Origin of the sequence: uncultured Roseobacter sp., from assembly GCF_947491795.1 — a bacterium.
In the GTDB taxonomy this organism is placed as follows: Bacteria; Pseudomonadota; Alphaproteobacteria; order Rhodobacterales; family Rhodobacteraceae; genus Roseobacter.
This window is the reverse complement of the sequence record NZ_CANLKW010000002.1, coordinates 721251-744061: the sequence shown is the minus strand read 5'-3', so window position 1 is coordinate 744061 and position 22811 is coordinate 721251. Positions and strand designations below refer to the sequence as shown.

Sequence of the window (22811 nt, the reverse complement as noted above, 5' to 3'; positions counted from 1 at the left end):
ATTAGTGTACTTTAATTCCACTTCCTGTCTAATCTGTGCGCGAGTTAAATTGATTATCGCTGATTTAGTGCACTATAGTTCTCGATTGTCTCTGTGCGGGTCTGGTGTACGCCCTCGACCAACCGCGCAACCGGCAGGCCCAGAATCACTGCGTTCTCCGGGTACCTGCCCAATTGTGTTTCCACCATGCTGCACAGCCTCAGAGCCGCACGCGGTCTGCCCATCAATATTTTAAGGCGCGCATTTGCAAGCTGAATGATGGCCTGGACAATGTCTCTTTCCGCACTGGAATCCGGGGCCTGCAACCACACAGCTTCCAGAACCTCATGGCACTCCCAGAAATACCCGGCGTTGAAATAGGCCCGGCCTGCGACAAAGGCTTCGGTCTCGTGCAGCTCAACGGCAGGAGTACCCGCATGAACCGATTTTTTGATCGGATCAAACCATCCTTCGGGATGCCTTGGTGTTTTGCCGGGAATGTAACGGTGGGGCGGCACGGGGATACCTTCGGGAATATCAGCCAGTGTCGACATCTGCGTGTTCCAGCCTTTCCAGACGTTCACAGAATTCAGCAACGGCCCCAAGCGTTTCCGCCTGCCTTTCCAGATGCGGGGCGTGACCACAATCCGGCAGGATCAGCCGCTCCAACGGTGAATAGATGCGGCTGTCGATCTCGTCGATCTGTGCCAGTGTGCCATAGGGATCCGCCTCACCCTGAATTGCCAGGACCGGTATGCGCAGGTGATCAATGCAATCTGAGACATCCCAGCCGGTAAAATCCGGGTCTGTCCAGGCATCGTGCCAGCCCAGAAAAGCCATGTCCGGATCGTCGTGATAACGGGCCAGCTTGCCGCGCAGGTCACCATCTGAAAATTCGGCACCTGCGTCCCGGATGGCGGCAAGACCCGAAGGTTCCGTGAAGAAATGCGGCGCCAGCAGAACAAGGGCCCGGATGCGCAGGTCGCTGACGGACCCGGCATATATCGCGCTGATGGTCGCCCCATCGGAGTGCCCCAGCAGCACCGCGCGCCTGATGGCAAAAGCATCAAGCAGCGGCCCGAGCCCATCTGTCGCTTCGCGCGTCATGTAATCCAGTGGACGGGGCAGCGTGACCGGGCCCGACCGGCCATAGCCCGCGCGCGACCAGACAAGAACCCCCATGCCGGTGGCTGCGGCCAGCTTTTCGGGAAAATCCCGCCAGAGTGCGACACAGCCCAGACCTTCGTGCAACAGAACGAGCGTCGGGGCCTGATCCGGTGGCGGGCCGTAACAGGCATATTCCAGGTGCTGTCCGGCGACGACTGCACGTTCAGACGGGGTCTGTTCCCAGGATACCATCAGGCAGGTTCGTCCCGCAGCCGGAACCGCTGAATTTTGCCCGTTGCCGTTTTCGGCAGGTCTGTGACGACGTCCACCCGACGGGGGTATTTCCATTTGCCGACGCGCTCTTTGACATGCTCTCTGAGCACCTCTTCGAGGTTTTCCGCCCCTTTGTCCTGAAGCACGACATAGGCCCGGGGTTTCTCCAGCCCGTCAGCATCGCGCATTGGGACGACGGCGGCCTCCAGAACGGCTGGATGACTGGACAGTGCCTGCTCTACTTCGAAAGGAGACACCCAGATGCCCGACACCTTGAACATATCATCCGTGCGCCCGCAGTAGACATATCGTCCGTCAGCACGCCGCTCGTATTTATCGCCCGTGCGCGTCCATACGCCCTCGAATGTTGCCCGTGATTTCTCCCGCTTGTTCCAGTAGCCGGAAGCGGCAGATGCCCCCTGCACCAGCAACTCGCCAACTGTGTTGTCCGGCACCTCCTGACCGGTCTCGTCCACAAGTCTGACTGAATAGCCGGGCACGGGCCGCCCGGAGGTCCCATAGACGACATCATCCGGCTGGTTGCTCAGAAAAATGTGCAGCATCTCTGTGGAGCCGACACCGTCCAGGATGGCTACGCCGGTGTGCGCCTCCCACCGCACACCGACGTCCTCAGGCAGCGCCTCGCCCGCCGAGATTGCTCTGCGAAGCGGGACGTCCGGCGCGCCTGCGGTATCCATGCCCGCGACCATGGCTGCATAAAGAGTCGGCACACCGCAGAAAACACTTGGTTTCTCCGTTGCCAGCACAGCAAGCATGTCGTCCGGTGCAGGACGACCGGAAAAAAGCACGCTTGTGGCGCCGACTGCAAGCGGAAAGGTCATCGCATTGCCAAGTCCATATGCAAAAAAGAGCTTGGCCGCGGAAAAGACCACGTCGTCTTCTGTCAGCCCCAGCACCCTGGCCCCGTAGGTATCTGCTGTCGCCTTCATGCTCGAATGGATGTGATGAACACCCTTTGGCTGACCGGTCGAGCCCGACGAATAGAGCCAGAAAGCCGTTTCATCAGCAGACGCCGGCTGGGTCGGGCAGGGATCACCGCTTTGCACAAACGCATCCCAACCAATCGTGCCCGAGGGCGCATCGCCGCCAATCACAACGACCTGGCGCAGCCAGGGATTTTCAGCCAGCACAGGTGCCACAGTCTCGAAAAGCGGTGCAGACACAAACAGAATGGCCGCACGGCTGTCACGCAGAATGACGTCATAAACAGGCGTGGCCAGCAGCGTGTTCACCGGAACAGGAACCACGCCGCACTTCATCGCTCCGAAAAATATCTGTGGGAACTCCAGGGTATCCAGCACAATCATCGCAGCACGTTCTTCGGGCCGGATATCTGCCTGTTTCAGCGCACCGGCAACAGTTTCTGACCCCGCTGCAAGGCCTGCGTAGGTCAGGGTGCGGCCGGTGCCAGCCTCGCGACAGGCAGGTTTGTCGCCGCGTCCTTCACTCAGATGACGGTCAACAAAAAAACTCGCAGCGTTTGCGGCAATTGTGGCCACTGATCCCTCCCAAGACTCGGTGATCCCTGTTGCTCTATCGTGCATCTGCACTGCCCGTTCGCAAGACTTGCGGCACATTGCGGCACTTTAGTGCATGAAAACCGGACGTGATCGTGGAATTGGAGGGGCTCAGCCCGGCAACAGGAAAAGTGTAATTGCGGGGAAAGCCACAAGGATCACAACACGCAGGATGTCGGATCCAACAAAAAACATCACTGCCTTGTAGGTTTCGGTCATGGGTGTTTCGCGGTCCATCGCATTGATGATGAAAAGGTTCATTCCGACCGGCGGGGTGATCAGCCCCACTTCAACGACAATCAGCACCAGAATGCCGAACCATATCGCCACATGTTCCGGCGACATGCCGAAATCCATCGCCGAGATGACCGGGAAGAAGATCGGCACCGTCAGCAGGATCATTGACAGGCTGTCCATCAGACAGCCAAAGATCAGATAAAACAGCAGGATGATCGACAAGACCAGCCATGGGGAAAAGCCCTGGGTCAGCACCCAGTCCGCCATGAACTGTGGCACGCCCGAAAGCGCCAGAAACCCGTTGTAAAAGCTGGCACCCAGTACGATGAAAAAGATCATCGCCGTTGTGCGCGCCGTGCCCAGCAGGCTTTCCCGGAACACTGACCAGTTCAGACTGCCTGAGAGCAGAGCGACCAGCCCGGTGCCCATAGCACCGATGGCAGAACCCTCAGTCGGCGTGAAAAAGCCCAGATAGATGCCGCCCACAACAACCGCAAAAATGACCAGAACCGGCCAGGTCGCCCCCAGGGCCTTCCAGCGTTCGGCCATAGGCACCGCGTCGCGCGTCCCTGCAGATGCAGGATAGAGCCGCACATAAAGCGAAATCGTGAGCATGTAGCCAAGTGCGGCCAGAATGCCCGGCACGAATGCTGCAAGGAACAGTTTGGCAATGTTCTGCTCTGTGATGATCGCATAGATCACCAGAATCACCGAGGGCGGGATCAGGATACCCAGTGTGCCTCCGGCGGCCAGCGTGGCCGTGGAAAACCCGCCGGAATACCCATAGCGCCGGAGTTCCGGCAGGGCCACGCGGGACATCGTCGCCGCCGTGGCGAGCGATGAGCCACAGATCGCGCCAAAACCGGCGCAGGCCCCCACTGCAGCCATGGCAACACCTCCCCGGCGATGGCCCAGAAAACTCTCGGCAGCCCGGAACAGCGCGGCTGACATGCCCGACAGGGTCGCGAACTGCCCCATCAGCAGAAACATCGGGATGATCGACAGCGAATAACTGGAAAAAGTCGTGTAGGTCTCGGATTTCAGCTTGGCCAGCAGCGGTGTCGGATTGCCGTTCATGGCATAATACCAGCCACCAAATCCGCACAACAGCATCGCCAGACCAATCGGCGCGCGCAGAAAAATCATGCCGAGAAGGACGGCAAAGGACCAGAAGCCCAGCTCAAGCCGGCTCATGTCCGCAAAGGGCAAAAGATCAAGCAACGTGCCCATGTCCGGATCAGGCCACAGGCATCATCGGGCGACCGGTCAGGCTCTCGGCCACACGCATCAGCGCACAGTAAACTGCCACAATACAGGTGACGACAGAGGCGGCGAAACTCGCCGAATAGGCCCACCACACCGGAAACTGCAAAAACAGTGTTGTCTCGCCGTTGCGCAGATATCGCTGCACACCGCCAAACAGCTGCACGCAGATCAGGATCAGTGCGGCGGCCAGCACCACCTCCCAGAAAGCAGAGATACCGCGCCCCACCGGACGGGGCAGGCGCGAAGTAAAGATGTCCACCGTGGCATGGCCACTGTAGAGCTGACAGACCGGGAAAAACGAAAAAATGGCAAAGGCAACGCCGGCCTCAAGCAGCTCGTAACTGCCGTTCACTTCGCCGATTCCAAGATCCAGAAACCACTGCGCAATGCCCCCGAAGGTGCCCTCGACCCAGTCGGAATGCAGCCATTCATTGATCGACCGGCCAATAATCGAGAGCGTGGTCATAACGACGAGGCCGGTCAGCACCAATCCCCCGATGATTGATGTCAGACGCGCCAGCAGTGACATGGCCTTGTGCATCGGTTATTCCTGAAAATCGGGTACAGAAAAGCCCGCAACGTTCTGACACGCTGCGGGCCGGTTGGGCTCAGATTACTCGGTATATTTGTCGATCAGCATGCGCGCTTCGTCGATCAGCGCCTGACCATCGATGCCTTTTTCATTCATGTCAGCGACCCATTCATCATAGATCGGCTGAGCAACTGTTTTCCAGGCTTCGGTCTCTTCGGCGTTCAGAGTGACGATGTTGTTACCGCGCGCTTCGGCAGCTGCGCGGGCCGGGCCATCGCTGTCAGCCTGTGTGCCGCCTGCAAAGACCGAGAATTCGAGCCCGGAGTTATCGTCGATCACCTTTTTGAGATCATCCGGCAGGCTCTCATAACGGTCTTTGTTCATGGCCAGCACAAAGGTCAGCACATAGAGCGCGTTGCCTGTGAATTCGGTATGGTTGCCAACCAGCTCGGGGATTTTCAGTGCTGCGGTCACTTCCCACGGGATCGTTGTGCCGTCAATCACGCCCTTGGACAGGCCTTCTGGTACGGCAGGAACTGGCATCCCCACCGGCGTTGCGCCGACTTTTTCCAGCAGCGCATTCGCGAGGCGCGACCCACCGCGGATTTTCATGCCTTCCATATCGGACGGTGAGCGGATTTCCTTGTTGGCGTGGATCAGGCCCGGACCGTGGACCCAGGTCCCGAGAATGTGCACATCTTTGAATTCCGTGTCTTTCATATGCGTTTCAAACATTTCCCAGTATGCGCGGGATGCGGCACGGGCGTTTGTCATCATGAAAGGCAGTTCAAACACTTCGGTGCTGGGGTAGCGACCGGGCGTATAGCCTACAACGGTCCACACGATATCGGCGACACCATCAATGGCCTGGTCCATCAGCTCTGGTGGCTTGCCGCCCAGCTGCATCGACGGATAGCGGTCAATTTTGATGCGGCCTTCGCTGGCCTCTTCAACATTGTCCGCCCAGACATCCAGAACCAGCTTTGGCACGTTTGCCTGCGGCGGCAGGAACTGGTGCAGCGACAGGGTGACTTCCTGAGCAGAGGCAGCACCCGCGCCCATACCCATCGCCAGCGCCGCAGCACCCGCCAGATTGAGAAAAGTTTTGCGTGAGACAGTCATGTGTTTCCTCCCTGAAACCCGGTCACGTCACGCTGCCCGTGATCTCTGACCCGTTTATCTCTGATAAATTGCTATTGCAGATGTCTGGGCTTGTCACCCGCATTTGTAACTATTCCGGCGACACGGACGGCATCGGAAACGTATTTCCAAAGCCACAGAAGAGACACGCAGGGCAGAGAAGTGGTGGCGTTACCTGGACTTGAACCAGGGACCTAACGATTATGAGTCGTTCGCTCTAACCAACTGAGCTATAACGCCATCGGCGCGTGACCTAAGCCAGCCTGGCAGCGCCGTCAAGCCACAATCCGTGATTATGCCTCCCGAACAGCGTCAATCATCCGCTGAACGTTATCCGGGTCCGCGTCGGGCGTGATCCCGTGGCCCAGATTAAAGATGTGCGGCCCGCCCGAAAACGCCTTCACGATGGCACGTGTCTCATCCACCAGCGCCTGGCCGCCTGTTACCATATGGCTGGAGGCGAGATTGCCCTGGACACACCCATCCACCTGAACATTCGTCGCCGCCCATTCTGCATCCACGGAATTGTCCAGTGCGACACAGTCCACACCCGTCGCCCTGGCAAAGCCGACATATTTGTCACCGGCTTCACGCGGGAAACCAATGATCGGCACGTCAGGATACCGCGTCTTGAGCGCTGCTGTGATTTCGCGCGCGGGTTCCAGTGCATATTTTTGGAAATCATCTCCCCTGAGAGATCCTGCCCAGCTGTCAAAGATTTTGACCACTTCGGCACCGGCATCGATCTGTGCTGCGAGATAGTCGATCGTGCCTGCAGTGATCCGGGCCAGAAGCGCCTCAAACAGCGGGCGGTTTTCATCTTTGAGCGCATGCGCAGGTCCCTGATCGGGCGTTCCCCGACCGGCGATCATGTAAGTGGCAACTGTCCAGGGCGCGCCGGCAAACCCGATGAGCGTTGTTTCGGCGGGCAGTTCGCGCCGCAGAATGCGCACCGTTTCGTAAATCGGGTTAAGCGTTTCGTGAATGTCACTGACCGGCCCAAGTTTGTCAAAGTCAGCCTGTGTGGTCACGGTCGAAAGGCGTGGCCCCTCGCCCGTCACGAACCACAGATCCGCGCCGAGTGCCTGCGGCAACAGCAGAATATCCGCAAACAGAATAGCTGCATCAAAACCATAGCGTCGGATCGGCTGAAGCGTCACTTCGGCGGCCAGTTCCGGGTTATAGCACAGCGACAGAAAGTCCCCGGCCTGCGCCCGCGTCGCCCGGTACTCCGGCAGATAGCGCCCGGCCTGGCGCATCATCCAGATCGGCGGAACCGGCAGCGTTTCACCCGCCAGGGCCCGCAGGATGGTTTTGGTCTGGCTCATTGTGTGAATTCCGTCTTTCATTGCACGCATCCTGCTTCTAGCCTGAGATTCTCGATCATTCCAGTTGTCAGTTTAAGTTGACACATCTAAAAGATAAACCCATGACAGTGCAGCTTCCCTCCCCCGACTCTCCGTTGAAAATCGGCACCCGTGGCTCGCCGCTTGCGCTCGCGCAGGCTTACGAGACGCGCGAAAGACTGATGCAGGCCTTCGGCTTAGCCGAAGAGGCCTTTGAAATCGTGATCATCAAAGTCACCGGCGACGCCATCCAGGATCGCCCGCTCAAAGAGATCGGCGGCAAGGGCCTCTTTACGCGCGAAATCGAAGAAGACCTGTTGTCAGCGAAAATTGACATCGCCGTTCATTCGATGAAGGACATGCCGACCGTCCAGCCGGATGGCCTCATCCTTGACACCTATCTTCCGCGCGAGGACGTGCGGGATGCTTTCGTTTCCCCAAAACTGGGCAGTATTCATGAACTGGCAGCAGGCGCAGTTGTGGGAACATCCAGTCTCAGGCGGCGGGCACAACTGCTCTACCGCCGACCGGATCTGAAAGTTGTTGAGTTCAGGGGCAACGTCCAGACGCGCCTGAAAAAGCTTGCCGATGGCGTGGCCGAATGCACGTTTCTGGCGGCGGCAGGTCTCAACCGTCTCGGGATGGAGGATGTTCCGGCAACACCGATCGATACTGACGATATGCTGCCCGCAGTGGCGCAGGGTGCCATCGGTATCGAGCGGCGTATCGACGACGAAAACACGGCTGAAATGCTGTCCGCCATCCATGACACAGCCACAGGCCAGAGGCTGGCCGCCGAGCGGAGTTTTCTTCTGACGCTCGACGGATCGTGCGAAACACCGATTGCCGGTCTGGCGCAGCTGAACGGGGACAGCCTGCATCTGCGTGGTGAGGTGCTGCGCCCTGATGGCAGCGAGGCGGTTTCAGGCAGCCGCAGCGGCCCCATCGCAGAGGGGCCGGAAATGGGACGGGCACTGGCGCAGGAGCTGCTCTCCGGCGCTGGCAAGGGCTTTTTCGACTGGCACTGAATTCTGGGCCGTCAGATCCATTTGGCCAGCGGCGGCAGGCTCATCAGCACCGCATTGGCATCGTGGCCGGTTTCGAGCCCGAATTTGGTGCCACGGTCATAGACCAGGTTGTACTCCGCATAGAGGCCGCGATGCACAAGCTGAATGTCTTTGTCCGCATCTGACCAGGGCGTCGTGCGGCGCTTGCGCACCAGAGGGACATAGGCTGGCAGAAACGCCCGCCCGATATCCTGCGTCAGGGCAAAATCCGTCTCCCAGGCTCCGGTGCAGTGGTCGTCCATGAAAATGCCGCCAACACCCCGCGCCCGGCCCCGGTGCGGAACAAAGAAATATTCATCCGCCCAGGCTTTCAGTTTCGGATAATGCTCTTCGCCATGCGGATCGAGGTGCTCTTCCTGGGTCTTGTGAAAATGTGCCGTGTCCTCGTCATATTCGATGCAGGGGTTCAGGTCTGACCCGCCACCGAACCACCAGGCATGGGGCGTCCAGAACATGCGCGTGTTCATGTGTACCGCTGGTGCATGCGGGTTCTGCATATGCGCAACCAGGCTGATACCACTGGCCCAGAACCGGGGATCGTCCTTCATGCCCGGGATCCCCTTGCGCGCAGCCATCGCCATCTGCGCCCGTTCGCCCAGGGTGCCATAGACTGTCGAGATATTGACGCCGACTTTTTCAAACACCCGACCGCCGCGCATGACGCTCATCAGACCGCCACCGGCATCAGAGCCGTCGTCACTGCTGCGGGTTGTTTCCGAGACCTCAAATGCTCCGGGTTCAGCGTCGCTGAGCGGGCCGGTATCGTGGTCCTGCTCCAGCTGTTCAAACGCTGCGACGATACTGTCGCGCAGGTCGCGGAACCAGGCAGATGCCTGCTGTTTCTGGGAATCAAATGTATCGGTCATAACCCGCCTGAAGTGTCAGTTTTCTCTGACACTTACTTAACGTGGAATTCCTGCGGACGGAAAGCAGAAATCAGTGCGCCGGTGCAGCAACCACGTCCAGCAGGCTGCGACCCCCATCCACAGTAATGATCTCACCAGTCATAAAACCGGAACTGTCGGCGGCGAGAAACTGGACCGCATCGGCGAGCTCGGTCGGGCTGGCAATGCGTCCCATGGGTGTATGATTGCGAATATCTTCGCGCCATTCGCTGTTTTCGACGACAGATGACTTGAGCGACGCGCTCATCACCGAGCCAAAGGCGACGGCGTTGACCCGGATACGTTCCGGCGCCAGCGCAAGCGCCATGGACCGCGTCATCTGCTCAAGTGCAGCCGATGCGATTGAATATCCCATCAGCTCTGGTCTGGTGGTTCGCGACACAATCGAACTGAGGTTGATGATGGATCCAAGTTGTCCTTCCGGCTGGTCCTTGCCCTGCCGGATCATGCGTTTGGCAACCTGCTGGGTCAGTTGCAGCGCTGTCATCAGGTTCTGTTCCAAAAGAACCTCGACCGAAGTATCCTCTACATCCAGCGCATCGGTGGGCATGACCTGGCGCGAAGCGTTCACCAGGATGTCTACACGGTCAAAGGCGTCAATCGTGGCTGACACCAGATTTGCAATGGTCAGCCGCTGGCGCAGATCACCGGCAAAATACCGCAGCGGTGCATCATCCGGCTGGTCGCCCCACTCGGCGGCCAGTTTTTTTTCGTCCATATCCGCGCACATCACATTGGCGCCCCGATCGGCAAACTGGCGCGCGATGGCCAGGCCGATCCCGTTAGCGGCACCGGTCACGATGGCTGTTTTTCCTTTGACGGAGAATGACATCTTTTCCTTTCTGACGCCGCGGGCGCCGTGTGGAACCTGTTATTTGCGGCGCCTGACCGGGCGCGCTGCGTGGAACAGTTTGAAACGGTTGTCAGACCCCGTTTCAGTCACTTTTACAAAATACTTCTGCAGTGTTGTCTCATAAGGCAGATGGCGGTTGGCGACCATCCACAACTGACCGTGCGGGGCCAGAATCCGCGCTGCAGCAGCAACAAAGGATTGCCCGAGCGCCGGATCAGCAGCGCGGCCCGTGTGAAATGGCGGGTTCATCACAACGCTGTCAACCGTGGCGGGCGGCTGCCAGGACGGCGCATCCGCCCAGTGAAACGCGGCGCGCGGGTCTGTGACATTCCGGCGTGCGCATTCCAGTGCCATATGGCCTGCCTCGACCAGATGAACCGTCTTTACATCTTCGCGCACAAGCACATGAGCCGACAGAAATCCCCAGCCCGCGCCAAGATCGGCAACCGTTTTTCCCAGGCGATCCGGCAGAGCGTCCGCCAGCAGGGCAGATGCCGGGTCGACAGCATCGGCAGAAAAAACGCCCGGAGCGGTCCAGAAGCCGCCGTCGGTGCGTGACGGACCAATGCGCCAGTCCGTAAATTCGTCCGCATCAGAACCTGACACAGCGAACAGCTTTCCATGCGCTTTGGAGACAGGGCCGCTCACGCCGGTGCGTTTGCGTACGTCTTTCAGGATGCTGTCAATTCCGTCGGTTTTCTGACCGTCCACCAGAACCGGCCCGTCCGTCAACTCCAGAGCTTCGGCAATCAGCGCCCGGCCCTGCAGTTTTGATCTGGGCAGGCTGACAATGGCACCGTCATACTGACCTTCCGCCGCAACAGCACAATCATAGCCGCGCGTCTTCCAGATATCGTGTGACGGGCGGAACCCTTCGATGATCTGCACGTCAAATCCGGTCAGTGCAGTCAGACCTGCCTCAGTCGGAGGGCCATATACGGCCAGCCGGCCACCCTCGGGCCAGGCGACACCGCTGCCTTCCAGCACCAGCGGCAAACGGGCATCAATCATGCGCCTATTCTTCTTTTTCCATGGTGCATTGCAGTGGATGCTGATGGCGGCGGGCAAAATCCATAACCTGAGCCACTTTGGTCTCGGCGATTTCATGGCTGAACACGCCCACCACCGCGACACCCTTTTTGTGCACCGTCAGCATGATCTCAAAAGCCTGCGCGTGATTAAGACCGAAAAACCGCTCTAAAACGTGAACAACGAACTCCATTGGCGTAAAGTCGTCATTCAACAGCAGCACCTTGTACAAAGGCGGGCGCTTTGTTTTCGGTTTCGTCGCCGTCAGAACAGAGGCATCGCCCTCGTCATCTGTCCGGTCTGACATCATAATCGCTTCTCGGTGCATTGCTGCTCCTGACGGGCCTGGCGTACGGTTCATCTCAGATGGCTCTATATAACCTGTCCTGTGATTTAGAAAAGGGGGCGTCATGGCCCGCAAAATAACAACCGTAGGCTTTGACGCAGATGATACGCTCTGGCACAACGAGCGCTATTTTCAAATGACGCAGAGCTATTTCGCAGAACTCCTGTCGGATTACACCGAAGCAGACACTCTCATGTCGAGACTGGTGGCGGCTGAGAAACGCAATCTGGGGCACTATGGATTCGGGGTGAAGGGCTTTACGCTGTCCATGATTGAAACCGCGCTGGATGTCACGGACAGGCGCGTACCCGGCGCAGTTATTGAACAGATCCTGGAGGCCGGCCGGGAGATGCTGGCGCATCCGGTTGATCTGTTGCCGCATGCCAGAGAAGCCGTGGAAAGCGCCGCCCGGACGCACCGTATTCTTCTGATAACAAAGGGGGATCTGCTGGATCAGGAGCGCAAACTGGCGCAGTCTGGTCTGGGCGATCTGTTCGATGCGGTAGAAATCGTCTCCGACAAAAATCCGGGCGTTTACCGCAGCATCTTTGACCGGCACGGTCACAGCGCGATTTGTGGCGTCATGGTCGGGAATTCGGTGAAATCAGATATTCTGCCCATGATCGAGGCAGGCGGATATGGCATTCATGTTCCGCATGACGTCACATGGGAACTGGAGCATGCCGAAACGCCATGCGACCATGACCGGTTTCGCAGCCTGCCCGATCTCGGCGGTCTGGCAAAGGTGCTGGAAACTCTGCGCTGAAAGACGCGTCTTTTTCAGGCACAAGTCACACCGCCTGCGCGTTTCAGGCCGCTTCATCGAAACTTAACGCAATTCCTTTAAAACAATAACTTTATTGAGACCAAAACCTGTGTTAGCCTCGCACACATAAAAGCCAGTCGAAAAAATCGGCGGCGTGAGGCAGAAAAGGCAGTGATCATGAAGGCTCGGCGTATATGGCCGGCCCGTTACGGGCTATTTGTACTTGCAGCTTTGTGGATGCTGGTCATCCTCCCACTCAGCGCCGCCGCGGCGCCCTATGCTGCGATGGTGATGGATGCGCGCACAGGCGAGGTGCTGCACTCGCGCAACGCCGATACCCGCCTGCACCCCGCCTCCCTGACAAAAATGATGACGCTGTACATTGCGTTCGAGGCCGTGGAGCGCGGTGAGATCTCCCTTGATACCAAGGTGCGGATTTCCCGTTTCGCAGCATCAGAGCCGCCGTCAAAACTGGGGTTGCGCGCGGGGCAGAAGATTTCCTTTCGCTACCTGATCAGGGCAGCCGCGGTGAAATCCGCGAACGACGCAGCAACTGCAATCGGTGAAGCGCTTGAGGGATCCGAGGCTGCTTTTGCGCGGCGGATGAACCGCACGGCCAAAGCGCTTGGCATGACCCGGACAACCTTTAAGAATGCGCATGGCCTGACGGAGCGCGGCCACATGTCCACGGCCCGCGACATGACGATCATGGGGCGTCACATGCTCTATGACTATCCGGAGTACTATAATCTCTTTTCCCGCCGTTCCACGCATGCCGGCGTGCGCGATGTCGCCAACACGAACCGCCGTCTGCTGGCGGCCTATCGCGGCGCAGATGGTATCAAAACCGGATACACACGCGCCGCAGGGTTCAACCTTGTTGCTTCTGCTGAGCGGGGTAAGGAACGCATAATTGCGACCGTTTTCGGCGGCACATCAACGAGCGCTAGGAACGCCCGAGTGGCTGAACTTCTGGACATGGGTTTCAAACGTGCGCCAAGCCGTGCGAGACTGAAGAAGCCCGCTTTGCCTGTCTACAATGTCGCGCCAGCCCGGCCCAATACGATTCTGGCCTCCAGCCTGCGACCCGCCAAACGCCCAAACGCGGCCGCAGTGACACCGCTGATATCCGTGCCCAGTACGGATGAGGCAATCGAGGCGGCTCTTTCGGACGCAGATGCACCGACGGCGACAGTACAGCCTTCTGCGGCAGCAAGCACCGCCGGACTGCTGGATACGGATACCACGACCGCACTGATCGCCGCACAGGCGACGGAGGCCACAAAACCGCCAGAAGCTGATACAGCACCCAAAGATACCTTCCTTTCGGCACGTCCGGTTTTGCGCCCCGGAACGGTTACCAGCCCGGAACCAGCTGAGCAGACAGAAGCAGCAGTGGTCTTGCCCGAACCGGAAGTGGTCACGCGCCTGTCTACGTCGGGTGGTCACCAGTGGGGCGTAAACATCGGGCAGTTTACCACGCAGCACAGAGCGGAACGCGCGCTTGTGACGACGGCTCTGGCTGAAATGGCGACACTTGACGGAACACTTCGTAAGGTTGTCAGACGATCCACCGGTTTCGATGCAAATTTCCTTGGCATGACGCGAGAGAGCGCTGACCTGGCCTGCCGACGTCTCTCAGCCCGCCAGATCACCTGTCAGACGGTCGGTCCTTCCTGACCGTCTCGGGCCTTGGTTTGTCATCCCATGTATCGCCAAGGATTCTGCGACTGTCGCCTTCGGGGTCATCGTACTGGCTGCTTCTCAGTGTGAAAACGAACGCTGCAAGGCCGATCCCACCAAGCAGCAGTGACACCGGAATAAGGTAAGCCAGAACGTTCATTTGCGCCTCCCCGCAACTCTCAGCGCGTTTACCGAAACTGTCAGGGACGACAACGACATGGCAAGTGCCGCAATGAGTGGTGTTGCCATGCCCGCGACCGCCAGCGGCACAGCAACCACGTTATAGACCGTCGCAATCCGGAAATTCTCGCGTATGCGTCTGGTCGCTTGTCCTGCGGTTTCTATTGCCTCTGCCACCGGTGATAAATCCTGCCCCAGCAAAACGATGTCTGACGCTGCCCGCGCCGCGTCCAGCGCCTGCGCCGGACTGACAGAGACATGTGCCTCCGCAAGGGCTGCCGTATCGTTCAGACCATCACCTACCATCAGAACACGGTGCCCCCGATCTCTCAGGTCTCTGATGTACTGCGCTTTTTCTTCAGGCAGAACGCCCGCCCGCCAGGACGAGATCCCAAGTGCCGCGGCCGTCCGGCCTGCGACCTCACTGCGGTCCCCGGATAGCAAAGCAACCTCCAGGCCCATCGACAACAGCCGCTTTACCAGCTCTTCGGCGCCCGGTCTCAGGCTGTCCTCGAACGTGAGCAACGCGGCGGGTGCGTCCCCGACCTGCAATGCAGAACACAGCCCATCGCCTTTGGCTTCTGCTCCCACCCAATCCGGTCGGCCCAGTCGCGCCGGCTCGCCGCCAATCAGACCTTCTGTGCCATACCCGGGCACTTCGCGCAGGTCTTCGGCTGATAAAGACTGCCCGGGGTTGGCCTCCGCTGCTGCGATCACGGCCAGAGAAAGAGGATGGGATGACCCCCGCGCGAGCAGCACAGCCGCTGCTTTCTCCCGCTCAGAAAGGCTGCTCCAGTTTGTCAGCACCGGATTTCCAGAGGTCAGCGTGCCCGTCTTGTCGAACACAACTGTATCTGCCTCGGCCAGCCGTTCCAGCGCGGTGGCGTTTTTGATGAGCAGTCCCCGGCTGAAAAGACGCCCCGAAGCAGCAGTCGTGACCGCAGGTACCGCCAGCCCCAGCGCGCAGGGGCAGGTGATAATGAGAACCGCTGCCGCGATGTTGGCCGCGACGCGCATATCACCCGACCAGACAAGCCAGCCTGCAAAAGACAGCGCCGCCAGGATATGAACGCCAGGCGCATAGAGCCGCGCGGCTCTGTCTGCGAGCGACGTGTATCTTGACCGCCCGCTTTCGGCGACGGCCACCAGCGCTGCCAGTCTGTTCAACGATGTGTCAGAGCCAACGGCGGTTGCCACGACGGTCAACGGCCCTGTCAGGTTGAGCTCACCCGCGCTCATATGATGGCCCGGGCTGCGCACTTCAGGTAAGGTCTCTCCAGTCAGCGCTGACCGGTCGACTTCAGAAACACCTGCCGTAATACGACCGTCCACCGGCGCGCGAGCGCCCGGGCGGATGAGCAGAGCATCGCCGGGGGACAGCTCCGCAACGGCGACTTGCACAGCTTCGCCCCCCTCCATTTTCCACGCCCGCGGGACTTCCAGAGCCGTCAGTTCTTCAGCAGCGGATCGGGCGGCGGACCGGGCTCTTGCTTCGAGCCATCTTCCCGCCAGCAGAAAAAACGTCAGTGTCAGCGCCGCGTCAAAATACGCGTGTTCGCCCGACAACCAGGTCTCCCAGAGAGATGTGGCAACAGCCAGTGCTATCGCCAGACTGATCGGCACATCCATGTTCAGCCGGCCCGCACGCAGCGCGCTCCATGCATTTCGAAAAAACGGCTGCGCAGAGAAACCAAGTGCAGGCAGGGTGATGGCGGCAGAAATCCAGTGGAACAGATCGCGCGTCGCGTCAGTGGCACCGGACCAGACCGCCACCGACAAAAGCATCACGTTCATGGCGGCGAAACCGGCAACAGCCATGCGCATCAGCAGATCGCGCCCCGTGCTGCCGGTCAGCGTGTCCTGCAGCGCGGCGGGATCCAGCTCCCATGCTTCAAACCCCGCAGCGCGCAGCCGCCCGGCGAGCTCCTCGGCTGTGACATCACGGTCTGCGTCGATCATCACCCGCTTGCGCGTCAGGTTTACACGCGCCCCGTTTACCCCCGGATGCGCGTTCAGTGCCTCTTCGACGCGGGCAATGCAGGCCTGACAATGGATGGTTGGAAGAGACAGGATCAGCCTGGCATCCGGCAGCACTATTTCCGGCGTATCCGGTGCGGCCACACACCCCGGGCATCCCATTGCAGCTGGCTGCCCGGCGTAGCTCATGATTTCTGACCTGCCACATGCAGCACAACGCGTTGCCGGAACTCGGTTCCGGCGGCATCCTGGGCCACCATCCGGATGTTCCAGTTGCCGGGCGCGAGCCTGGCCCTGGCGACATAGGCCTCTCCGTTAAAAGTAAAGTCCGGGTGCTGGTCATCACGGACATGGGTCGCCCGCCCCAGCTCCGCTTTGATCATTGTAACCTCGACCGGGTCACCATTCGCGTCGCGGATTGAGAGAACCACCTCATCGCCAAAGGCGTCTGCACGCACTGTCCAGCCAAGAGACTGTTGTGCGGCCCGGTCAGCATCAAAGGTCTGGCTGGCAACATAGGAATTCCTGACCTCCAGCCCCGGGAACGTCTTTACCGCACTGAAAGCCAGGGTCAGGTTCACCGCGATGATCACTGTAAAGGCGGCGCAAAAAATAATGGCCACGTGACGGCCGGTCAGTTCCCGTGTCATTGACGCTCTCCCGTTCCGATAAAACTGCTGTCTTTATATGCTCGGTCCCCGTTGGTCAGATCTTCGACCCAGAACCGCAGATCAACCCGTTCTTCGCCCGCAGGTGCAGAGCCCGGCGGTGCAATCACATAGACCCGCTGCAAAAGCGACGTATCCGCAGGCACTTCGACAGATCCATAGGGGGTGCCCTCCAGATCGATCCTGACCGCGGGATCACCGGCAACACTCAGACGGAAGAGGCGGTTGTCGTTGTTCTTGTTTCGCAGCCGGATTTCGTAGGTATTTCTGATGGATCCGTCTGACAGCGTCACGAATGTCGGGTTACGCACGGCGCCCACTGTCATTTCGATATCTGCACGGACAAAAAGCGCCACCACAAGAGCAATGCCCACAGCACTCCACAGTGCCGTGTAAAGGATCGTACGCGGGCGGAAGACGTGCTTCCAGACAGGCCTCGGCGCCGCACCTGCGCGCTCGGCTGTCTCGTCAGACAGTGCCAGATAGTCGATCAACCCGCGGGGCTTGCCTATCCGCTCCATCACATCATCGCAGGCGTCGATACAGAGCGCACAGGTGATGCATTCCATCTGCTGGCCGTCGCGGATGTCGATGCCGACGGGGCAGACATTCACGCAGGCCATGCAGTCAATACAATCGCCCATCGGCTCCGTTTTCGCGGCCTCGCTGTGTTTGCGCGGCTCGCCCCGCCATTCGCGGTACGCAACGGTCAGGGTATCTTCATCCATCATCGCACCCTGGATGCGCGGCCAGGGGCAGGCATAGATGCAGATTTGTTCGCGGGCGAAACCACCAAATACGAATGTTGTCGCGGTCAGAACAGCGACAGTGATATAGGCGACTGCTGCGGCCTGACCGGTAAACAGATCAACCAGCAGGGTCGGTGCATCCGCAAAGTAAAACACCCAGGCCCCGCCCGTGGCCATGGCGATCAGCAGCCACAGCGACCATTTGGTCAGGCGCAGGCGCAGTTTCCGGAAATCCATTTTCTCCTGCCGGTGCAGGCGCAGACGGGCATTGCGGTCCCCCTCGACCCAGCGCTCAACCAGAATGAAAAGATCGGTCCAGACCGTCTGCGGGCAGGAATAGCCACACCAGACACGACCAAGGGCGGATGTGAACAAAAAGAGCCCAAGGCCCGCCATGATGAGCAGACCCGCGACAAAGTAAAATTCATGGCTCCAGATTTCGATCCAGAAAAAGTAAAACCGGCGGTTTGCCAGATCGAGCAAAACCGCCTGATCTGGCAGCTCGGGGCCCCTGTCCCATCTGATCCATGGCACCAGATAGTAGATGCCCAGTGTGACCGCCATGATCACCCATTTCAGATTGCGAAACCTGCCGGAAACGCGGCGCGGAAAAATAGGTTCGCGCGCCGCGTAAAGGCCAGGAGGAGGAACTTGATCTGTCACGGATTATCCTTTGAGGCTCGGGTCATGGCCGCCGGGCACGGGCTATTCCCCGCCACCCAGCTGGTGCACATAAAGTGACACTGCCCTTATTTCTGCCTCAGAAAGACGCTGGGTCCAGGGTGGCATAACGCCATAGCGACTCCAGGTCACAGTCTCGACCAGGGTGTCATAGTCGCCGCCATAAAGCCAGATCGCGTCCGCCAGGTTCGGCGCACCCAGATCGCGGTTCCCCAGGCCTGCCTCGCCATGACAGGAGCTGCAGTTATCAGCATAGAGCTCTGCCCCGGCGGCTGCCGCTTCTGCGTCGGGTGGTGTGCCCCCGGAAAGTTGCATCACATAGCCTGCAACCTGCGCGATTTCCTCTTCTTCGAGGATATCGCCGAATGCCGGCATCTCGGAATACCGCGCGTCATCGTCCTCTTCATTCCGGATGCCATGCGCGACGGTTAGGTAGATGTTTTCAATATCCCCGCCCCACAGCCAGTCGTTGTCCAGAAGGTTCGGATAGCCGACAGCACCGCCAGCACCGGACCCGTGACACTGCGTGCACCAGGTTCTGTAGACAGCAGCACCCGCGGAAACGGCATACCCGTTCAGATCCGCATCAGCCGCGACTTCGGTCAGTTCTGAAGCGGCCAGACGGGCATTGATGGGTCCGTTTGCTGCCTCGGCTGCCGCAATTTCGGCAGCGACTTCGCCGCGTGTGGCGTATCCGAGCATCCCGGTCGTTGCGGACGACACCAGAGGCCAGGCCGGATAGGCGATTGTATAGGCCACCCCCCAGATGATGGTGATGTAGAATGTCCACAGCCACCAGCGCGGCATCGGGTTGTCAAATTCCTCGATACCGTCCCAGCTGTGGCCGGTGGTATCAGGATCGCCCTCTTGTTTCGGGGGTACTTTGGTCATTTCTCTGCCTCCTCAGCCGGAGCGGGTCGTTCGTCATTTCGGAAAATCATGTTTGCAGTGTCGCGGTGCAGCGGGCGGCTGCCCGGGCGGAACACCCAGAAAGCCATGCCGACAAACACCGTGAAGAGCAGCAAAAGCATCCAGCTGTCGGCGAATTCGCGCAGGAGTGAATAGGTTTCCATAATTCGTCTCCTCAGCGGCTGGCATCAGGGGTGAAGGTCGAGAAATCGACCAGCGTGCCCAGCATCTGCAGATAGGCGATCATCGCGTCCGCCTCCGAGATGCCGGGCTGCCCGTCAAAGTTGCGCACCTGCGCACCCGGGTAGCGTTCGAGCATGTCGTCGTAGTCGCTGTCAGGATCCGCCTGGGCGCGGAAATCTGCAGCTGCCGCTTCGATCATTTCATCGGTATAGGGCACACCAACAAAAGCATGTGTGGCCAGCAGATCCTCGATGTGTTCGGGCTCGATCAGCTTTTCTTCGAGGAACGCATACTTCGGCATGATGGATTCCGGAACGACAGACTGCGGGTTGCGCAGGTGCACGAGGTGCCAGTCGTCCGAATACCGGCCACCGACACGCGCCAGATCCGGCCCTGTCCGCTTGGAGCCCCACTGGAACGGATGGTCATACATCGACTCTGCCGCAAGAGAGTAATGGCCGTAGCGTTCGACCTCGTCCCGCATGGGGCGGATCATCTGGCTGTGGCAGACATAGCATCCTTCGCGGATGTAGATGTCACGCCCCGTCAGCTCCAGCGGAGAGTAAGGACGCATGCCCTCAACTTTCTCGATGGTGTTTTCCAGATAGAAAAGCGGCACGATCTGCACCAGCCCCCCGACCGAGACCACCAGAAAGCTGAGCACCAGAAGCAGGGTTGCATTGGTTTCGATGAACTTGTGTTTGGTAAGGATCGACATTTTGCTCCCCCCTTATTCGGCTGGAACGGCTGTGGGCAGCGCGTCTTTGGCGGGCGCGGCTCTCACAGTCATCCAGAGGTTGTAGCACATGATCAGCGCGCCCGAGAGGAACATTACCCCACCCAAGCCCCGCACCACATACATCGGGAACTTTGCGCTCACGGTGTCGGCAAAGCTGTTCACCAGAAAGCCGTTTGCGTCGACTTCTCGCCACATCAGACCTTCCATAATACCGGTCACCCACATGGATGCGGCGTAGAGCACGATACCGATTGTCGCGAGCCAGAAGTGCCAGCTGACCAGTTGCAGGCTGTAGAGCCGTTCGCGTTTCCACAAGACCGGCACCAGGTAGTAAAGTGCGCCGAATGTGACCAGACCGTTCCATCCCAGTGCACCCGAATGCACGTGCCCGATGGTCCAGTCGGTATAGTGGCTGAGCGAGTTGACCGAGCGGATCGACATCATCGGCCCCTCGAACGTCGACATGCCGTAAAAGGCAAGGCTGGTGACCATCATCCGCAGTACCGGATCGGTGCGCAGCTTGTCCCATGCGCCCTGGAGCGTCATCAGGCCATTGATCATACCGCCCCAGCTGGGCATCCACAGAATGATCGAGAAGACCATACCGAGGGTTGAGGCCCAGTCCGGCAGAGCTGTGTAGTGCAGATGGTGCGGCCCCGCCCAGATATACAGAAAGATCAGCGCCCAGAAGTGGATGATCGAGAGTTTGTAGCTGAACACCGGGCGCTCGGCCTGTTTGGGAATGAAATAATACATCATGCCCAGAAAACCCGCCGTCAGAAAAAAGCCGACGGCGTTGTGGCCATACCACCACTGGACCATCGCATCCTGAACACCTGAGAAAACCTGTACCGATTTGCTGCCCCAGATGGAGACAGGGACCGAGAGGTTGTTCATAATGTGCAGCAGCGCCACAGTGACGATAAACGCAAGGAAGAACCAGTTGGCCACATAGATATGCGGCTCGCGGCGTTTCACGATCGTTCCGAGGAAACAGGCGAGATAGGCGACCCAGACGATGGTCAGCCAGATATCAACGTACCATTCAGGCTCGGCATATTCCTTTGACTGCGTGCCGCCCAGAACATACCCGGTCGCCGCCAGAACAATAAAGAGCTGGTACCCCCAGAAGACGAACCAGCCCAGGTTGCCCCCCCAGAGCCGCGCCGCGGAGGTCCGCTGGACCACGAAAAAAGAAGTCGCGATCAGCGCGTTGCCACCAAAGGCAAAAATTACTGCCGATGTGTGCAGCGGCCGCAGCCTTCCGAAATTGGCGTAGCCGTCAGCCCATTCAAAGTTGAGCCCGGGATAGGCCAACTGGAACGCGATAACGACGCCAACGAGAAAGCCAACGACCCCCCAGAACGCCGTGGCAATGACACCTGCGCGCACAACCGAGTCGAAGTACTCGTTCTGCGGTATGGCCGCTTTTGGTTCATCAATCCCACGCACAGTCACCAGGAAAAGCCCTGCCCCGATCACCATGAAAATTACCATGTGAAGCTGATAGGCCAGATCCCATGCATAGCTGGCTGCAACCATTGCAAACAGCGTCACGAGACCCAGAACCACCAGCTTCAGGTAGTCAGTTGTTCCGGTTTCCATTTCTCCGGTTTCCTTCCATCTGGCACACCGGACCGCCGCACCTGGCAGGTCCGCTGAAAATACTTGTGCCACCTTAGTGCCAGCCGGCGCAGTGCGGTGCTTTGATCTGCATCAAGAAGTGCTTTGAAATTGCGTGCTAGCGTGCGTCGTCAATAAATGATGCGGAAGCTGACAATCGGCCTCCGCCTGCATCGAAAGGATGTCGCAATGGCTTTCAAAACACTTCTGACAGTTCTCACTTCGCCCCGGATCGAAGCATCAGCGCTTGAGGATGCGATCGTTCTTGCACGTGGATATGACGCCCACCTCGAGGTGATATGCCTCGGCCTCGACCGGTCCCACGCCGCAGAATACCAGTTGGGGGTCAACGCGACGGTGATGCATGCGGCAATTGAGCAGGCGCACGAAAAGGCAGAAAAAATCCAGAGCGCTGCACGGCCCGTGCTGGAAAACTCAGGTGTACGCTGGGATATTTCTGACGCCGTTTCAATGGCTGGCGACGCTGGCCGGGCCGTTGTGCATGCAGGTCGTTTTGCGGATATGGCTGTATTGCCGCTGCCCTACGGAGAAGACGTACAATCCGAGGACAGTGCTGTACTGGAAGCACTGCTTATCGATGCGCACTGCCCGGTCTGCGTTGTGCCCCCAAAAGCGACAGCGCCTGCCACCCCTGAAACTGTGATGATCGCCTGGAATGAAAGCCCCGAGGCCCTGCGTGCCATCAGGGCAGCACTGCCGGTTCTGCAGTCCGCTGCCAGTGTCCATATCGCGATCATCGACCCGCCGGCGCATGGAACGGACCGTTCCGATCCGGGTGGCGCACTGGCAACCTGGCTTTCGCGCCACGGAGTGCATTGTGACATACAGATCATGTCCCGCAGCGGCGGCAAAGTCAGCGACCGTCTGGCACAGCACGCTCTTGAAACCGGCGCGGGGTTGCTGGTCATGGGCGGTTACGGACACTCGCGTTTTCGCGAAGCAGTTCTCGGGGGGGCTACCCGTTACATGCTGGAAAACGCCAGGGTACCGGTGCTGATGATGCATTGACAAAAA

23 protein-coding genes and 1 tRNA gene are annotated in these 22811 nt (G+C 59.2%); 4 read left to right on the top strand and 20 right to left on the bottom strand.

Annotation, left to right across the window (positions count from 1 at the left end):
- Positions 1-53: 53 nt before the first annotated feature.
- The 8 genes from Q1A34_RS10490 to hemE all read right to left on the bottom strand — a co-directional run bounded on the left by Q1A34_RS10490 (position 54) and on the right by hemE (position 7400).
- Positions 54-533: a DUF309 domain-containing protein gene (locus tag Q1A34_RS10490; protein ID WP_300033550.1), complete on the bottom strand. Its 480-nt coding sequence runs from the start codon at positions 531-533 to the stop codon at positions 54-56.
- Positions 517-1338 (bottom strand): alpha/beta hydrolase, encoded by an 822-nt coding sequence (locus Q1A34_RS10485; protein WP_300033549.1) that lies wholly within the window; start codon positions 1336-1338, stop codon positions 517-519. The genes Q1A34_RS10490 and Q1A34_RS10485 overlap by 17 nt, the downstream gene beginning before the upstream one ends.
- The gene (locus Q1A34_RS10480; protein ID WP_300033548.1) at positions 1338-2879 is read right to left on the bottom strand and encodes a benzoate-CoA ligase family protein; all 1542 of its coding nucleotides are present in this window, start codon (positions 2877-2879) and stop codon (positions 1338-1340) included. Before Q1A34_RS10480 ends, Q1A34_RS10485 begins: the two co-directional genes overlap by 1 nt.
- 129 nt (positions 2880-3008) lie before the next feature.
- On the bottom strand, positions 3009-4328 hold the full coding sequence (locus Q1A34_RS10475; RefSeq protein WP_300034119.1) for a TRAP transporter large permease: 1320 nt from the start codon (positions 4326-4328) through the stop codon (positions 3009-3011).
- Between the two features lie 43 nt (positions 4329-4371).
- Positions 4372-4941: a TRAP transporter small permease gene (locus tag Q1A34_RS10470; protein WP_300033547.1), complete on the bottom strand. Its 570-nt coding sequence runs from the start codon at positions 4939-4941 to the stop codon at positions 4372-4374.
- A gap of 72 nt (positions 4942-5013) precedes the next feature.
- On the bottom strand, positions 5014-6054 hold the full coding sequence (locus tag Q1A34_RS10465; protein ID WP_300033546.1) for a TRAP transporter substrate-binding protein: 1041 nt from the start codon (positions 6052-6054) through the stop codon (positions 5014-5016).
- 181 nt (positions 6055-6235) lie between these two features.
- Positions 6236-6312, bottom strand: a tRNA-Met gene (locus Q1A34_RS10460).
- A gap of 53 nt (positions 6313-6365) precedes the next feature.
- The gene (gene hemE / locus Q1A34_RS10455) at positions 6366-7400 is read right to left on the bottom strand and encodes a uroporphyrinogen decarboxylase (protein WP_300034117.1); all 1035 of its coding nucleotides are present in this window, start codon (positions 7398-7400) and stop codon (positions 6366-6368) included.
- Between the two features lie 101 nt (positions 7401-7501).
- On the opposite strand from hemE, the gene hemC reads away from it, so the two are divergent.
- A complete protein-coding gene (gene hemC, locus Q1A34_RS10450) occupies positions 7502-8446 on the top strand; it encodes a hydroxymethylbilane synthase (protein ID WP_300033545.1) in 945 nt (314 codons plus the stop codon).
- An 11-nt stretch (positions 8447-8457) separates the two neighbouring features.
- Here hemC and hemF read toward each other — a convergent pair whose 3' ends face one another.
- The 4 genes from hemF to clpS form a co-directional block, all read right to left on the bottom strand.
- A complete protein-coding gene (hemF, locus tag Q1A34_RS10445; protein WP_300033544.1) occupies positions 8458-9351 on the bottom strand; it encodes an oxygen-dependent coproporphyrinogen oxidase in 894 nt (297 codons plus the stop codon).
- 70 nt (positions 9352-9421) lie between these two features.
- The gene (locus tag Q1A34_RS10440; RefSeq protein WP_300033543.1) at positions 9422-10222 is read right to left on the bottom strand and encodes an SDR family oxidoreductase; all 801 of its coding nucleotides are present in this window, start codon (positions 10220-10222) and stop codon (positions 9422-9424) included.
- Between the two features lie 39 nt (positions 10223-10261).
- On the bottom strand, positions 10262-11254 hold the full coding sequence (locus tag Q1A34_RS10435; protein WP_300033542.1) for a class I SAM-dependent methyltransferase: 993 nt from the start codon (positions 11252-11254) through the stop codon (positions 10262-10264).
- Positions 11255-11258: 4 nt separating this feature from the next.
- Entirely contained in the window at positions 11259-11600 is a 342-nt protein-coding gene (gene clpS / locus Q1A34_RS10430) for an ATP-dependent Clp protease adapter ClpS (RefSeq protein WP_300033541.1), read from the bottom strand.
- 82 nt (positions 11601-11682) lie between these two features.
- Here clpS and Q1A34_RS10425 point away from each other — a divergent pair, with 82 nt between their 5' ends.
- Together Q1A34_RS10425 and Q1A34_RS10420 are read left to right on the top strand one after the other, a co-directional pair.
- Positions 11683-12384: an HAD family hydrolase gene (locus Q1A34_RS10425; RefSeq protein WP_300033540.1), complete on the top strand. Its 702-nt coding sequence runs from the start codon at positions 11683-11685 to the stop codon at positions 12382-12384.
- A gap of 177 nt (positions 12385-12561) precedes the next feature.
- Complete coding sequence (locus Q1A34_RS10420) at positions 12562-14064, top strand: D-alanyl-D-alanine carboxypeptidase family protein (protein ID WP_300033539.1); 1503 nt, start codon at positions 12562-12564, stop codon at positions 14062-14064.
- Here the strand turns inward: Q1A34_RS10420 and ccoS are convergent.
- The 8 genes from ccoS to ccoN are packed head-to-tail and all read right to left on the bottom strand — an operon-like array spanning position 14036 to position 21758.
- Positions 14036-14227 (bottom strand): cbb3-type cytochrome oxidase assembly protein CcoS, encoded by a 192-nt coding sequence (gene ccoS, locus Q1A34_RS10415; RefSeq protein ID WP_300033538.1) that lies wholly within the window; start codon positions 14225-14227, stop codon positions 14036-14038. The genes Q1A34_RS10420 and ccoS overlap by 29 nt on opposite strands.
- The gene (locus Q1A34_RS10410; RefSeq protein ID WP_300033537.1) at positions 14224-16413 is read right to left on the bottom strand and encodes a heavy metal translocating P-type ATPase; all 2190 of its coding nucleotides are present in this window, start codon (positions 16411-16413) and stop codon (positions 14224-14226) included. The genes ccoS and Q1A34_RS10410 overlap by 4 nt, the downstream gene beginning before the upstream one ends.
- Positions 16410-16874 (bottom strand): FixH family protein, encoded by a 465-nt coding sequence (locus Q1A34_RS10405; RefSeq protein WP_300033536.1) that lies wholly within the window; start codon positions 16872-16874, stop codon positions 16410-16412. The genes Q1A34_RS10410 and Q1A34_RS10405 overlap by 4 nt, the downstream gene beginning before the upstream one ends.
- The gene (gene ccoG / locus Q1A34_RS10400; RefSeq protein ID WP_300033535.1) at positions 16871-18304 is read right to left on the bottom strand and encodes a cytochrome c oxidase accessory protein CcoG; all 1434 of its coding nucleotides are present in this window, start codon (positions 18302-18304) and stop codon (positions 16871-16873) included. Before ccoG ends, Q1A34_RS10405 begins: the two co-directional genes overlap by 4 nt.
- A 42-nt stretch (positions 18305-18346) precedes the next feature.
- Entirely contained in the window at positions 18347-19213 is an 867-nt protein-coding gene (ccoP, locus tag Q1A34_RS10395) for a cytochrome-c oxidase, cbb3-type subunit III (RefSeq protein ID WP_300033534.1), read from the bottom strand.
- A complete protein-coding gene (locus Q1A34_RS10390) occupies positions 19210-19395 on the bottom strand; it encodes a cbb3-type cytochrome c oxidase subunit 3 (RefSeq protein ID WP_300033533.1) in 186 nt (61 codons plus the stop codon). Before Q1A34_RS10390 ends, ccoP begins: the two co-directional genes overlap by 4 nt.
- Positions 19396-19406: 11 nt before the next feature.
- Positions 19407-20132 carry a cytochrome-c oxidase, cbb3-type subunit II gene (gene ccoO / locus Q1A34_RS10385; protein WP_300033532.1) on the bottom strand — a complete coding sequence of 242 codons (726 nt, stop codon included), beginning with the start codon at positions 20130-20132 and terminating at the stop codon, positions 19407-19409.
- A gap of 12 nt (positions 20133-20144) precedes the next feature.
- The gene (gene ccoN / locus Q1A34_RS10380) at positions 20145-21758 is read right to left on the bottom strand and encodes a cytochrome-c oxidase, cbb3-type subunit I (RefSeq protein WP_300033531.1); all 1614 of its coding nucleotides are present in this window, start codon (positions 21756-21758) and stop codon (positions 20145-20147) included.
- A gap of 207 nt (positions 21759-21965) precedes the next feature.
- Here ccoN and Q1A34_RS10375 point away from each other — a divergent pair, with 207 nt between their 5' ends.
- Complete coding sequence (locus Q1A34_RS10375) at positions 21966-22805, top strand: universal stress protein (protein WP_300033530.1); 840 nt, start codon at positions 21966-21968, stop codon at positions 22803-22805.
- Positions 22806-22811 lie beyond the last annotated feature (6 nt).